This window comes from Pseudomonas sp. RW409 (assembly GCF_003184125.1).
GTDB classification, from domain to species: Bacteria; Pseudomonadota; Gammaproteobacteria; order Pseudomonadales; family Pseudomonadaceae; genus Aquipseudomonas; species Aquipseudomonas chlororaphis_I.
This window is the reverse complement of the sequence record NZ_QHHP01000021.1, coordinates 321,094-336,570: the sequence shown is the minus strand read 5'-3', so window position 1 is coordinate 336,570 and position 15,477 is coordinate 321,094. Positions and strand designations below refer to the sequence as shown.

Genomic DNA, 15,477 nt, shown 5'->3' with positions numbered 1-15,477 from the left:
CAAGTAATTAATTACTCAGTGGAAAGTTGTCGAAGCGAGGGAAACCGCCTAGCTTTAATGGCACTGCCCTGTTTCTTTTCTTGAGGTACGTTACCTGATGTCTTCGCCAATGCGGACGGCTTTGCGAATGCTTGTGTGGGGCCTGGCCACCCTGACGGTTTTCCCGGTCTGTGCTGCACAGTTGGTACGGGTGGGGGCGGCGCACTTTCCTCCTTATACCGTGCGGCCCGAGCAGGGCGCCGACACCGGTTTGCTGCCGCAACTGGTGGAGGCCTTGAACGTACTGCAAAGTGATTATCAATTCGTACTGGTGCCGACCTCGATTCCCCGGCGTTTTCGCGATTTCGAGCAAGGCCGCGTCGACATGGCGATTTTCGAGAACCCGGCCTGGGGCTGGCAGGACATTCCCCACACCAGCGTCGACATGGGCCTGGAAGATGCCGAGATCTTCACCGCCCAGCGCGAGCCCGGCCGCGGCCAGGAATATTTCGCCGACCTCAAGGGCAAGCGCCTGGCCCTGTTCAGCGGTTACCACTATGCATTTGCCAACTTCAATGCCGACCCCAAGTACCTGGCCGACACCTACAACGCGACCCTGACCTACTCCCACGACAGCAACCTGTTGATGGTGCTGCGCGGTCGTGCCGACATTGCGCTGGTGACCCGTTCCTACCTCAGTGATTTCCTCTCGCACAATGCCGACACGGCGCAGCAGTTGTTCGCGTCCGAGCGGATCGATCAGGTCTACCACCACTACGCCCTGATTCGCCCCATGGCGCCGATCACGGGCGAAGACTTCGCCAAGTTGCTGGGGCGCCTGCGCGACAGCGGTGAAATGCTGAAGATCTTCGATCCCTACCGCATCGTGGTCATGCCCCCGGCCAAGTGAAGCCGGCCTGCCTAAATTTCTCTCTGCGGCTCACGTCACTTGGTTGAACACCGATGACGCTGAGTCCGTGCCATGTCCTCTCTCGATACGCTGTCCGCTGTGGCCGTTGCCGATACCTGCCGTTGCGTCGCCGATGCCGCTGGCCTGCAACCGCTGCGGCTCGCCGGCATTGAAACCAGCGGTGCCAGCCGCGGGCCTGACGCGCCGCTGCCACCGGCGGGCAGCGAGGTGCTGCAAGCCTTGCGTGGGCAAGACGGATGGCGTGAGGAGTGGATGGCCGGCTGGTTGTCGACCCTGGTGCATTCGTTATGCCTCGACCACGGGCCGAGCGAGCGGCTGGTCGAGGACGCTGGCCACAGGCTCGAGCAGCAGGAGCGTTGCCTGCATTGTGGAAGGGCCTTCGATTTTTCGCACAAGCGCGCCGCCCTGCTGATTCTGGCGCAGGGGCGTGGTGTCGAACGGCATCAGGGGGTCGAGAAGATCGGGCGGGAGCGTTCCTGTTCGCGGTAGCGCCGTGGCGGACGGTGGCTATCGCGATCAGGTGCGGGAGTAGCGGGCAGCGCGGATCAGTGGCGGGCGTAGGTGTCGGCGCGGCTACCCGAGACTTTGCGGCAGTGCACCAGTGCATCGCGAATCATGAAATTCACCAGGGTCGGCGAGACCCCGAGCTCCTTGGCGATGTCCTTTTGCGGCACGCCATGCAGGCGATACATCTCGAACGCATAGCGGGTGCGGCTCGGCAGTTCCGTCAGCGCATCGGCAATGTGTTCCAGGGTCGAGAAATTGATGTGTGAGGTTTCCGGCGACGCTCCCTGCACGACCACATTCAAGCCCTCTTCTTCAGTGCCCGAATACTTCTGCTCCAGCGCCTGCTTGCGATAGTGGTCGATCGCCAGGTTGCGCACGATCTGGAACAGGTAGCTCAACTGCGCCTTGAACGACGAGGTGATCTGCGGCGCCGATTGCAGCCGGAAGAAAGCGTCCTGCACCACGTCTTCGGCGCGGGAGCGGCAGCCGGTAATGCGCGCCGCGATTTTGACCAGGATCAGGCGGTTGTCGACAAAGGCCTGGAGTAGCGGTGAATCGCACCTGCTTGTGGATACTTGTTCCGTCATGGAAATCACCTTGCTGCAAAAGGGTTAGTAGGACGACAGAAATTTCAGATTCGTCTTACACATCGAGCGACAAATTATGTTGAATGATAATGATTGTCAATTGAGAAAGAGAATTAATGATCCTCTTTGGTGCGCAGTGAGAACTGCGGCTCGTTGTCGCACTTTGTGAAGGTGTTCGAGGGGTGGGTGGGGACTAATTATTTCAAGACGCCATCCGTTCTCATTGGAGAAAGGCTACGGGTGGAACATCCCGCCACAGCAGTCTCCAGATGCCCCGTTCCGAGGGCAGGGGCCTTTATTTTTCAAAGGTTTATGTAACGGTCGCGGCCTTGGTCCGCGGCTCTACGTGCAAGCACAATCCGCGCAGGAAACCCCATGATGGACGCGTTCGAACTCCCCAGCACTCTGGCTCAAGCCCTTCAACGCCGGGCGGCTCAGACCCCCGATCAAGTGGCCTTGCGCTTTCTTGCCGAAGAGCAGGATCAGAGCGTGGTCCTCAGTTATCGCGACCTGGATCTGCGCGCCCGGACCATCGCCGCGGCGCTGCAGGCCAATGCCGGTCTGGGCGATCGCGCGGTGCTGCTGTTCCCCAGCGGCCCGGACTATGTCGCGGCGTTTTTTGCCTGCCTGTATGCCGGGGTCATCGCGGTGCCGGCCTATCCGCCGGAGTCGAGCCGACGCCATCACCAGGAGCGGCTGATCTCGATCATCGCCGACGCCGAGCCGCGGCTGCTGCTGACCAGCAGCGGGCTGCGCGATTCCCTGGCGCAGATGGACGAGCTGCAAGGCGCCGACGCGCCGCAGCTGCTCTGCGTGGACACCCTGGAGGCGAGCCTGGCCGAAGGCTGGACGGCCACCGAACTGCGCGGCGGCGACATCGCCTTCCTGCAATACACCTCGGGTTCCACCGCCTTGCCCAAGGGCGTGCAAGTCAGCCACGGCAACCTGGTGGCCAACGAAGTGCTGATCCGCCGCGGCTTCGGCATCGACCTCAACCCCGACGACGTGATCGTCAGCTGGCTGCCGCTGTACCACGACATGGGCCTGATCGGCGGCCTGCTGCAACCGATCTTCAGCGGCGTGCCCTGCGTATTGATGTCGCCGGCCTACTTCCTCGGCCGGCCGTTGCGCTGGCTGGAGGCGATCAGCGAATACGGCGGCACCATCAGCGGCGGCCCGGACTTCGCCTATCGCCTGTGCAGCGAGCGGGTCAGCGAATCGGCCCTGGAGCGCCTGGACCTCAGCCGCTGGCGCGTGGCCTATTCCGGGTCCGAGCCGATCCGCCTGGACACCCTGGAGCGCTTCGCCGAGAAGTTCGCCGCCTGCGGTTTCACCCCGAACAACTTCTTTGCCTCTTATGGCCTGGCCGAAGCCACCCTGTTTGTTGCCGGCGGCACCCGTGGCCAGGGCATCCCGGCCCTGCGCCTGGACGAGCAGGCCCTGGCGCAGAACCGCGCCGAGCCGGGCACCGGCAACGCCATGATGAGCTGCGGCACCAGCCAGCCCGAGCACGCCGTGCTGATCGTCGAGCCGCACACCCTGGTCGAGCTGGAAGACAACCTGGTCGGCGAAGTCTGGGCCGCCGGCCCGAGCATCGCCCATGGTTACTGGCGCAACCCCGAGGCGTCGGCCAAGACCTTCGTTCAGCACGCCGGCCAGACCTGGCTACGCACCGGCGATTTGGGCTTCATGCGCGGTGGCGAGCTGTTCATTACCGGTCGCTTGAAAGACATGCTGATCGTGCGTGGCCACAACCTTTATCCACAGGACATCGAGCAGACCATCGAGCGTGAGGTCGAGGTGGTGCGCAAGGGCCGGGTCGCGGCGTTCGCCGTCACCGAACAGGGCGAGGAAGGCATTGGTATCGCCGCGGAAATCAGCCGCAGCGTGCAGAAGATCCTCACGCCGGAGGCGCTGATCAAGCTGATTCGCCAGACCGTGGCCGAGGCCTATCAGCAAGCGCCGAGCGTGGTGGTCCTGCTTAACCCCGGCGCGTTGCCCAAGACCTCCAGCGGCAAGCTGCAACGTTCGGCCTGCCGCAACCGCCTGGCCGATGGCAGCCTCGACAGTTATGCCCAGTTTCCTAGTCGCCAGGCGGCGATCGACGAGGCCAGCGGCGAAGCGAGCAGCGAACTGCAAGAGCTGATCGGCCGCATCTGGCGCGAACAGCTGCACGTCGAGCAAGTGGCGAGCGACGATCACTTTTTCCTGCTGGGCGGCAACTCCATCGCCGCGACCCAGGTCGTCGCGCGCCTGCGTGAAGAACTCGGCCTGGAGCTGAACCTGCGCCTGCTGTTCGAGGCGCCGACCCTCGGCGCTTTCGCCGCGCAGGTCGCGCAATTGCAACAGGACGGCGGCCTGGCCCAGGGCGCGATCAATGCCTTGTCGCGTGCCGAGGCGCTGCCTCAGTCCCTGGCGCAGAATCGCCTGTGGATCACCTGGCAGCTCGACCCGCACAGCAGCGCCTACAACATTCCCGGCGGCCTGCGCCTGCGCGGCGAGCTGGACGAAGACGCCCTGCGCGCCAGCTTCCAGCAACTGATCGAGCGTCATGAATCCCTGCGCACGCGCTTTTTCGAGCGCGACGGCCAGGCGCTGCAACAGGTCGAAGCCGCCGGCGAATTCAACCTGCAGGTGATCGACCTCAGCGACTTGCCGTTGGCCGAGCGCGAAGCGCGGGCGCAACAGATCCGCGAGGAGGAAGCCCGTACCCAGTTCGACCTGGAACAAGGCCCGCTGCTCTGGGTGACCCTGGTGCGCCTCGACGACGAAGAGCACCAACTGCTGGTGACCCTGCACCACATCATCGCCGACGGCTGGTCGCTGAATGTGCTGATCGACGAGTTCTCGCGCTTGTATGCCGCCGCCGTGCAAGGCCAGGCGGCGAGCCTGGCGCCGTTGCCGCTGCAATACGCCGACTACGGCAGCTGGCAGCGCCAGTGGCTGGCCCAGGGCGAAGGCGAGCGGCAACTGGCCTACTGGAAACAGCAGTTGGGCGACGAGCTCCCAAGCCTGAGCCTGGCCACCGATCACCCGCGCTCGGCGCAGCGGCAACACAGCGCCGCGCGCCACAGCCTGCGCCTGGGGGCGAGCCTGAGCGAAGCCATTCGCCAGACCGCCCAGGCCCATGAATCCACACCTTTCATGCTGTTGCTCACGGCGTTCCAGAGCCTGCTGCATCGCTACAGCGGCCAGCGCGACATCCGCATCGGCGTGCCCAACGCCAACCGTCCGCGCCTGGAAACCCAGGGCCTGATCGGCTTTTTCATCAACACCCTGGTGCTGCGCGCCGAGGTGGATGGTCGCCTGCCATTTAGCGCGTTGCTGGCGCAGACCCGCCAGGCCGCGCTGGAAGCCCAGGCCCATCAGGACCTGCCGTTCGAGCAACTGCTCGAAGCCTTCCCCCAGGCCCGCGAACAGGGTCTGTTCCAGGTCATGTTCAACCACCAGCAACGCGACCTCGGCGCCCTGCGCCGGTTGCCCGGGCTGCTGGCCGAAGAGCTGCCGTGGCACAGCCGCGAGGCCAAGTTCGACCTGCAACTGCACAGCGAAGAAGACCGCAACGGCCGCCTGAGCCTGTCCTTCGACTACGCCGCCGAGCTGTTCGAGGCCGCGACCGTCGAGCGCCTGGCCGAGCATTTCGTCAGCCTGCTGCGCGAGGCCTGCGAGCGTCCGCAGACCGCCATCGCCGACTTGCCGTTGCTCAACCCCTGCGAGCAGGCGCAGCAGCAACAGTGGAGCGAAGCCCCTTGCGCGGCGGCCAGCCAATGGCTGCCCGAGCTGCTCGACGCACAACTGCAACAGACCCCGGAGCGCACCGCGCTGGTGTGGCAGGGCGGCGAGCTGAGTTTCGCCGAGCTGCATGCCCAGGCCAACCGCCTGGCCCATTACCTGCGCGACAAAGGGGTCGGCCCGGATGTCTGCGTGGCCATCGCCGCCGAGCGTTCGCCGCAGCTGTTGATCGGCCTGCTGGCGATCGTCAAGGCCGGCGGCGCCTATGTGCCGCTGGACCCGGACTACCCGGCCGAACGCCTGGCCTACATGCTGGCCGACAGTGGCGTCGAGCTGCTGCTGACCCAGACCCAGCTGCTCGAGCGTCTGCCCCAGGCCGAGGGTGTCAGCGCCATCGCCATGGACAGCCTCAAGCTCGACAGCTGGCCGAGCCATGCGCCGGGCCTGCACCTGCACGGCGACAACCTGGCGTATGTGATCTACACCTCCGGCTCCACCGGCCAGCCCAAGGGCGTGGGCAACACCCACGCGGCCCTGAGCGAACGCTTGCAGTGGATGCAGAACACTTACCGCCTGGATGCCAGCGATGTGCTGATGCAAAAGGCGCCGATCAGCTTCGACGTGTCGGTGTGGGAATGCTTCTGGCCGCTGATCACCGGCTGCCGCCTGCTGCTGGCCGCGCCGGGTGAACACCGCGACCCGCATCGCATCGCCCAGTTGGTGCAGCAATACGGCGTGACCACGCTGCACTTCGTGCCGCCGCTGTTGCAGCTGTTCGTCGATGAGCCGCTGAGCGACGAGTGCGGCAGCCTGCGCCGGCTGTTCTCCGGTGGCGAAGCCTTGCCGGCCGAATTGCGCGACCGGGTGCTGGAGCAACTGCCGAACGTCCAGTTGCACAACCGTTATGGCCCGACCGAAACCGCGATCAACGTCACCCACTGGCATTGCCGCAGCAGCGATGGCGAGCGCTCGCCCATCGGCCGGCCGCTGGGCAATGTGATCTGCCGGGTACTGGATGCCGACCTCAACCCGGTGCCGGCCGGCGTGCCGGGCGAGCTGTGCATTGCCGGGATCGGCCTGGCCCGTGGTTACCTCGGGCGGCCGGGGCTGAGCGCCGAACGTTTTGTCGTCGACCCGCTGAGCACCGAGGGCGCGCGCCTGTACCGCACCGGCGACCGAGTGCGCTGGGCGGCCGATGGTGCGCTGGAATACCTCGGGCGCCTCGATCAGCAGGTCAAACTGCGCGGCTTTCGGGTCGAACCCCAGGAAATCGAAGCGCGCCTGCTGGCCCAGGAGGGCGTGGCCCAGGCCGCGGTACTGGTGCGCGAGACCGCGGCCGGTGCACAGCTGATCGGTTATTACACCGCCACTGCGGATGTGGAAGATGAGGAGGTGCAGATCGCGCGCCTGAAAACCGCCCTGGCCAGCGAGTTGCCGGAGTACATGGTGCCGGCGCAACTGATGCTTCTTTCGGCCATGCCGCTGAGCCCGAGCGGCAAGCTCGACCGCCGCGCCTTGCCGGAGCCGCAATGGCAGGTGCGTGAACACGTCGAGCCGGTCACCGAACTGCAACAACAGATCGCGGCGATCTGGCGCGAGGTGCTGGGGCAGCAGCGCATTGGCTTGCGCGATGACTTCTTTGCCCTGGGCGGCCACTCGCTGCTGGCCACGCAGATCATTTCCCGGACCCGCCAGGCCTGCGACGTCGAGTTGCCGCTGCGGGCCTTGTTCGAAGCCAGCGAGCTGGGCGACTTCGCCGAGCAGGTGCGGCTGATCCAGGAATCCGGCAAGCGCAACCAGCAACAGCCGATCGCCAAGGTCGACCGCAGCGCGCCTGTACCGCTGTCCTATTCCCAGCAGCGCATGTGGTTCCTCTGGCAGATGGAGCCGGACAGCCCGGCCTACAACGTCGGCGGCATGGCGCGTTTCAAGGGCGTGCTGGATGTCGGGCGTTTCGAGGCGGCGCTGCAGGCGCTGATCCTGCGTCACGAAACCCTGCGTACCACTTTCCCCAGCGTCGACGGCGTGGCCCGGCAACGGGTGCACGCTGAAACCGGCGTGCGCATGGCCTGGAAGGACTTCTCCAGCCTGGATGCAGCGGCCCGCGAACAGCGCCTGCAACAGCTGGCCGACAGCGAGGCGCACCAGCCATTCGACCTGGAAACCGGTCCGCTGCTGCGCGCCTGCCTGGTCAAGGCGGCGGAGCATGAGCACTACTTCGTGCTGACCCTGCACCACATCGTCACCGAAGGCTGGGCGATGGATATCTTCGCCCGTGAGCTGAGCGCGTTGTACGAAGCCTTTATCGACGACCGCGACTCGCCGCTGGAACCGCTGCCGGTGCAGTACCTGGACTACAGCGTCTGGCAGCGCCAGTGGCTGGAGTCCGGCGAGCGTCAGCGCCAGCTGGATTACTGGACCGCGCAACTGGGCAACGAACACCCGCTGCTGGAACTGCCGGGCGACCGTCCGCGGCCGCCGGTGCAAAGCCACCAGGGCGAGCTGTACCGCTTCGACCTCAGCGACGAGCTGGCGGCACGGGTGCGCCGCTTCAACGCGGAACACGGCCTGACCCTGTTCATGACCATGACCGCCACTTTGGCCGTGCTGCTCTATCGCTACAGCGGCCAGACCGACCTGCGCATCGGCGCGCCGGTGGCCAACCGCATCCGTCCGGAAAGCGAAGGGCTGATCGGCGCCTTCCTCAACACCCAGGTACTGCGTTGCCAGCTCGACGGGCAGATGAGCGTCGGCGAGCTGTTCGAGCAGGTGCGGCACACCGTGATCGAAGGCCAGTCCCATCAGGACCTGCCGTTCGACCACCTGGTGGAAGCCCTGCAACCGCCGCGCAGCGCCGCCTACAACCCGCTGTTCCAGGTGATGTGCAACGTCCAGCGCTGGGAGTTCCAGCAGAGCCGCAGCCTGGCCGGGATGACGGTCGAATACCTGGCCAACGATGCGCGGGCCACCAAGTTCGACCTCAACCTGGAAGTCACCGACCTCGATCATCGCCTGGGTTGCTGCCTGACCTACAGCACCGACCTGTTCGACGAGCCGCGCATCGCGCGCATGGCGGCGCACTGGCGCAACCTGCTGGAGGCCTTGATCGAGAGCCCCGAGCAGCGCCTGAGCGAATTGCCGCTGCTGGATCGCGCCGAGCAACAGCAACTGCTGGACAGCCTGGGCGTCGAGCCCGGCGAACATCGCCTGGACCAGCGCATCCATCACCTGTTCAGCGAACAGGCGCTGCTGCGCCCGAACGCGCCGGCCCTGACATTCGCCGGGCAGACCCTGAGCTACGCCGAGCTCGACAGCCGCGCCAACCGCCTGGCCTGGATGCTCCGTGAACGTGGCGTCGGCCCGCAGGTGCGGGTCGGCCTGGCCCTGGAGCGTTCGCTGGAAATGGTCATCGGCCTGCTGGCGATCCTCAAGGCCGGCGGCGCCTACGTGCCGCTGGACCCGGAATACCCGCTGGACCGCCTGCACTACATGATCGAAGACAGTGGCATCGGCCTGCTGCTCAGCGACGCGGCGATGTTCCAGGCCCTGGGCCAGCTGCCGCCGAGCGTGGCGCGCTGGTGCCTGGAAGAGGACGGCGCGCAACTGGCCAACTACCCGGCCGGTGAGCTGCCCTTTATCAGCCTGCCGCAGCACCAGGCGTACCTGATCTACACCTCGGGTTCCACCGGCAAGCCCAAGGGCGTGGTGGTGTCCCATGGCGAGATCGCCATGCATTGCCGTGCGGTGATCGAGCGCTTCGGCATGCGCCCGGACGACTGCGAGCTGCACTTCTATTCCATCAACTTCGACGCCGCCACCGAGCGTCTGCTGGTGCCGCTGCTCAGCGGCGCCCAGGTGGTGCTGCGGGCGCAAGGGCAGTGGGACACCGAAGAGATCTGCCAGCTGATCCGCCAGCACCGCATCAACATCCTCGGCTTCACCCCGAGCTACGGCAGCCAGCTGGCGCAGTGGCTGGCGACCCAGGGCGAAACCCTGCCGGTGCGCATGTGCATCACCGGCGGCGAGGCACTGACCGGCGAGCACCTGAGCCGCATCCGCGCGGCGTTCAAGCCGAGCCTGTTCTTCAACGCCTACGGCCCCACCGAAACCGTGGTCATGCCTTTGGCCAGCCTGGCGCCGGAACAACTGGAGGAGGGCGTCGGCAGTGTGCCGATCGGCACGGTGGTCGGTGAGCGCGTGGCCTACATCCTCGACGCCGATCTCGCTCTGTTGCCACAAGGCGCCACCGGCGAGTTGTATGTCGGCGGGGCCGGCCTGGCCCAGGGTTACCACCAGCGTCCGGGCATGAGCGCCGAGCGCTTCGTCGCCGACCCGTTCAGCGCTAAAGGCGGGCGCCTGTATCGCACCGGCGACCTGGTGCGCCAGTGCGCCGACGGTCAGGTGGAATACATCGGCCGGGTCGACCATCAGGTGAAGATTCGCGGCTTCCGCATCGAGCTGGGGGAAATCGAAAACCGCCTGCTGGAACATGAGGCGGTGCGCGAAGCGGTGGTGCTGGCCCTGGACATGTCCGGCGGCAAACAGCTGGCCGGTTATCTGGTGACCGATGTCGCCGAACAGAGTGACGAGCAGCAAGCTGCCTTGCGCGAAGCGATCAAGGCCCAGCTGAAAATCCACTTGCCGGATTACATGGTGCCCACCCATCTGGTCCTGCTGGCGAGCATGCCGCTGACCGCCAACGGCAAGCTCGACCGCCGTGCCTTGCCGGCACCGGACCTGGAACTCAACCGCCAGCAGTACGTGGCGCCGAGCAACGAGCTGGAGCAAACCCTGGCCCAGGTCTGGTGCGATGTGCTGAACCTGCCGCAGGTCGGCCTGCACGACAACTTCTTCGAACTGGGCGGCGACTCGATCCTGTCGATCCAGGTGGTCAGCCGCGCCCGCCAGCTGGGCATTCATTTCAGCCCGCGGGATTTGTTCCAGCATCAGACCGTGCAGACCCTGGCCGCGGTGGCCAGCCGCAGCGAGCAGATTGTTGCCGAGCAAGGCGTGCTCAGCGGCGAGTCGGGCCTGACGCCGATCCAGCACTGGTTCTTCGACAGCGAGATCCCCGAGCGTCAGCACTGGAACCAGGCGCTGCTGCTGGCGCCGACCCAGGCACTCGATGGGCAGTTGTTGGAGCAAGCGCTGCACGCGGTGCTGGCCCAGCATGACGCCCTGCGCCTGCGCTTTACCCAGGTCGACGGCCAATGGCAGGCGATGCATCAACCGTTGTCCGAAGCGCCGCTGCTGGTGCAGATGCATGTGGCGTCTATGGATCAATGTGTTGCGCTGTTCGCCGAGGCTCAGCGCAGCCTCGACCTGGCCAACGGACCGCTGTTGCGCGCACTGTTGGTGGACGGTCCGGATGAGCAGCAACGCCTGTTTATCGCCATTCACCACCTGGTGGTCGACGGCGTGTCCTGGCGGGTGCTGCTGGAGGATCTGCAAAACCTCTACCGCCAGCTTGAAGCTCAGCAGACGCCGCGCCTGCCGGCGAAAACCAGCGCCTTGCGCGATTGGGCGTCACGCCTGCAGGCCTATGCCGGCAGCGAGTCGCTGCGCGAAGAGTTGAGCTGGTGGCAGGACCAACTGGCTGGCCCGGCGGCGATGCTGCCGGTGCAACACGCTGAGGGCGGGCGGCAGAACAAGCATGCCCGGACCGTCAGCGTGAAACTGGATGCCGAGCGCACCCGGCAGTTGCTGCAACAGGCGCCGAGCGCTTACCGCACCCAGGTCAACGACCTGCTGCTGACGGCCCTGGCCCGCGTACTCTGCCGTTGGACCGGCGAGGCTTCGGCGCTGATCCAGCTCGAAGGCCACGGCCGCGAAACCCTGTTCGACGAGATCGACCTGACCCGCACGGTCGGCTGGTTCACCAGCGCTTACCCGCTGCGCCTGACCCCGCTGGCTATAGAGGAAGCGGCCGGGCAGGGCGCCTCGATCAAGGCGATCAAGGAGCAGCTGCGCGCCGTACCGCACAAAGGCCTGGGTTATGGCGTGCTGCGCTACCTGGCCGACGCGGCGATCCAGCAAGGCATGGCGGCCTTGCCGAAGGCGCCGATCACCTTCAACTACCTGGGCCAGTTCGACCAGAGCTTTGCCAGCGACGCGCTGTTCCGTCCGCTGGACGAGCCGGTGGGCGCCGCCCATTCGCCGGAGGCGCCGCTGCCCAACGAGCTGAGCGTCGACAGCCAGGTCTACGCCGGTGAGCTGGTGCTGCGCTGGACCTTCAGCGGCGAGCGTTTCGACCCGCAGACCATCGACGAGCTGGCCCAGGCCTACCTCGGCGAACTGCACTGCCTGATCGCCCATTGCCTGGAGGACGATGCCGGCGGCCTGACGCCGTCGGACTTCCCCCTGGCGCGCCTGACCCAGGCGCAGCTGGACGCGCTGCCAGTAGCAGCCGGGGTCATCGAAGACGTCTACCCGCTGACCCCGATGCAAGAGGGCATGCTGCTGCACACCCTGCTGGAGCCGGGCACCGGCCTGTACTACATGCAGGACCGCTACCGCATCAACAGCGAGCTGGACCCTGCGCGTTTCGCCCAGGCCTGGCAGGCGGTGGTGGCTCGTCACGAAGCCCTGCGCGCGTCCTTCTGCTGGAACGTCGGCGAAGACATGCTGCAGGTTATCCACAAGCCGGGCGGCACGCCGATCGAGTTCCTGGACTGGAGTTTAGTGGCCGAAGCCGAGCAGGAGCCGAAGTTGCAGGCGCTGCTGAAAAGCGAACGCGAGGCCGGTTTCGATCTGCTCGAGCAGGCGCCGTTCCACCTGCGGCTGATCCGCGTGGGGGCCGCGCGCTACTGGTTCATGATGAGCAACCACCACATCCTGATCGATGCCTGGTGCCGTTCGCTGTTGATGAACGACTTCTTCGAGATCTACACCGCCCTGGGCGAAGGTCGCGAAGCCCAGCTCAGCGTACCGCCACGCTACCGCGATTACATCGGCTGGCTGCAACGCCAGAGCCTGGCCGAGGCGCGCCAGTGGTGGAAAAACAACCTGCAAGGCTTCGAGCGCACCACGCCGATTCCGAGCGACCGGCCGTTCCTGCGTGAGCACGCCGGCGACAGCGGCGGCATGATCGTCGGTGACTGCTACACCCGGCTCGATGCCCGCGACGGCGCGCAACTGCGCGAGTTGGCGCAGCAGCATCAACTGACCGTCAACACCTTCGCCCAGGCGGCCTGGGCCCTGGTCCTGCGGCGCCTGAGCGGCGAGCGTGACGTGCTGTTCGGCGTCACCGTGGCTGGGCGCCCGGTGGAAATGCCGGAGATGCAGCGCACCGTCGGCCTGTTCATCAACAGCATCGCGCTGCGGGTGCAGCTGCCGGAAGACGGTCAGCGCTTGAGCGTGCGTCAATGGCTCAGCAGCCTGCTGGAACGCAATATGGAGCTGCGCGAGTACGAGTACCTGCCGCTGGTGGCGATCCAGGAAAACAGCGAACTGCCCAAGGGCCAGCCGCTGTTCGACAGCCTGTTCGTGTTCGAGAACGCGCCGGTGGAAGTCTCGGTGCTGGACCGCGCGCAAAGCCTGAACGCCACCTCGGATTCCGGCCGCACCCACACCAACTTCCCGCTGACCGCGGTGTGCTACCCGGGGGATGACCTGGGGCTGCACCTGTCCTACGACCAGCGCTACTTCGAGCAAGCGACCATCGAGCGCATGCTCGGCGAATTCAAGCGCCTGCTGCTGGCGCTGGTGCAGGGCTTCCATGGCGACATGGCCGAGCTGCCGCTGCTGGGCGCAGAAGAACAGGACTTCCTGCTCGCCGGCTGCAACCAGAGCAAACATGAGTACCCGCTGGAGTGCAGCTACGTCGAACTGTTCGAAGCGCAGGTGGCGGCCCATCCGCAACGCATCGCCGCCAGTTGCCAGGAGCTGCAATACAGCTACGCCGAACTGAACCAGCGCAGTAACCGCCTGGGCCACGCCCTGATCGCCAACGGCGTGGGCCTGGACCAGCCGGTGGCCCTGTTGGCCGAGCGCAGCCTGGACCTGCTGGGCATGATCATCGGCAGCTTCAAGGCCGGCGCCGGCTACCTGCCGCTGGACCCGGGCCTGCCGAGCCAGCGCCTGGGGCGGATCATCGAGCTGAGCCGCACGCCGTTGCTGGTGTGCACCGCGGCCTGCCAGGCACAGGCGCAAGCCTTGCTGGACGAATTCGCCTGCGCCAACCGACCCCGTTTGTTGGTCTGGGAAGAGGTGCAAGCGGCCGATCATTCGCTGGACAACCCAGGCATTTACAGCGGCCCGGACAACCTGGCCTATGTGATCTACACCTCGGGTTCCACCGGCCTGCCGAAGGGCGTGATGGTCGAGCAGCGCGGCATGCTCAACAACCAGCTGAGCAAGGTGCCGTACCTGCAATTGAGCGAAGCCGACGTGATCGCCCAGACTGCGTCGCAGAGCTTCGACATTTCGGTCTGGCAGTTCCTCGCCGCGCCGCTGTTCGGCGCGCGGGTGGACATCGTGCCGAACGCCATCGCCCATGACCCGCAAGGTTTGCTGGCCCATGTGCAGGCGCAGGGCATCACGGTGCTGGAGAGTGTGCCGTCGCTGATCCAGGGCATGCTGGCCCAGGAGTCCATCCACCTTGATGGCCTGCGCTGGATGCTGCCGACCGGCGAGGCGATGCCGCCGGAGCTGGCGCATCAATGGTTGCTGCGTTACCCGCAGATCGGCCTGGTCAACGCCTACGGTCCGGCCGAGTGCTCGGATGACGTGGCCTTCTACCGCGTCGACATGGCCTCGACCCGTGGCAGCTACTTGCCGATCGGTACGCCGACCGACAACAACCGCCTGTACCTGATGGATGGCGCGCTGGACCTGGTGCCGCTGGGCGCGGTGGGCGAGCTGTGCGTCGCCGGTACCGGGGTCGGCCGTGGCTATGTCAGCGATCCGCTGCGCACCGCCCAGGTGTTCGTGCCCCATCCGTTCGGTGCCCCGGGCGAACGCCTGTACCGCACCGGCGACCTGGCACGCCGTCGCGCCGATGGCGTACTGGAATACGTCGGGCGCATCGACCACCAGGTGAAGATCCGTGGCTACCGCATCGAGCTGGGGGAAATCGAAGCCCGCCTGCACGAACAACCGGAAGTCCGCGACGCGGCGGTCGGCGTGCAGGAAGGCGTCAACGGCAAGCATCTGGTGGGCTATCTGGTGGCCAGCGACTCGGCGCTGAACCCGACGGAACGCCTGGAGCGCATCAAGCAACGCCTGCGCGCCGAGCTGCCGGAATACATGGTGCCGCTGCACTGGTTGTGGCTGGAACGCCTGCCGCTCAACGCCAACGGCAAGCTCGACCGTAAGGCCCTGCCGGCCCTGGAGATCGGCCAGCTGCACAGCCAGGACTACCTGGCGCCGCGCAGCGAGCTGGAGCAGACCCTGGCCGCTATCTGGGCCGAGGTGCTCAAGGTCGAGCGGGTCGGGGTCCGGGACAACTTCTTCGAACTGGGCGGGCATTCGCTGCTGGCCACGCAGATCGCCTCGCGGGTGCAGAAGACCCTGCAACGCAACGTGCCGCTGCGGGCAATGTTCGAATGCAGCACGGTGGAGGAACTGGCGCAGTACATCGACAGCCTGGCGAGCAGTGAAATCAGCGAGGAGAAGGTCGATCGCCTGAGCGATCTGATGGCGGAGCTGGAGGGGCTGTAATCCAGTGTTGTCAGTGCTGGCCCTATCGCGAGCAAGCTCGCTCCTACAGAAGGCGATATGTCCCATGTAGGAGCGAGCTTG

At 65.9% G+C, this 15,477-nt stretch carries 4 protein-coding genes; 3 read left to right on the top strand and 1 reads right to left on the bottom strand.

Annotated features, from left to right (window positions below; genetic code table 11):
- Positions 1-97: 97 nt before the first annotated feature.
- Positions 98-889 (top strand): ABC transporter substrate-binding protein, encoded by a 792-nt coding sequence (locus DK261_RS10285; protein ID WP_110175678.1) that lies wholly within the window; start codon positions 98-100, stop codon positions 887-889.
- A gap of 72 nt (positions 890-961) precedes the next feature.
- Positions 962-1,399, top strand: coding sequence for a hypothetical protein (locus DK261_RS10280; RefSeq protein WP_028683040.1), 438 nt, complete (start codon positions 962-964; stop codon positions 1,397-1,399).
- 56 nt (positions 1,400-1,455) lie between these two features.
- On the opposite strand, the gene DK261_RS10275 is transcribed toward DK261_RS10280, so the two are convergent.
- A complete protein-coding gene (locus DK261_RS10275) occupies positions 1,456-2,004 on the bottom strand; it encodes an RNA polymerase factor sigma-70 (RefSeq protein WP_009050074.1) in 549 nt (182 codons plus the stop codon).
- A 375-nt stretch (positions 2,005-2,379) separates the two neighbouring features.
- Here DK261_RS10275 and DK261_RS10270 point away from each other — a divergent pair, with 375 nt between their 5' ends.
- Entirely contained in the window at positions 2,380-15,396 is a 13,017-nt protein-coding gene (locus DK261_RS10270; RefSeq protein WP_110175677.1) for a non-ribosomal peptide synthetase, read from the top strand.
- Positions 15,397-15,477: the final 81 nt, after the last annotated feature.

Coding starts and splice junctions, on each gene's coding strand:
- DK261_RS10285 (WP_110175678.1), top strand. CDS start 98: ATGTCTTCGCCAATGCGGACGGCTTTGCGAATGCTTGTGTGGGGCCTG.
- DK261_RS10275 (WP_009050074.1), bottom strand. CDS start 2,004: ATGACGGAACAAGTATCCACAAGCAGGTGCGATTCACCGCTACTCCAG.
- DK261_RS10280 (WP_028683040.1), top strand. CDS start 962: ATGTCCTCTCTCGATACGCTGTCCGCTGTGGCCGTTGCCGATACCTGC.
- DK261_RS10270 (WP_110175677.1), top strand. CDS start 2,380: ATGATGGACGCGTTCGAACTCCCCAGCACTCTGGCTCAAGCCCTTCAA.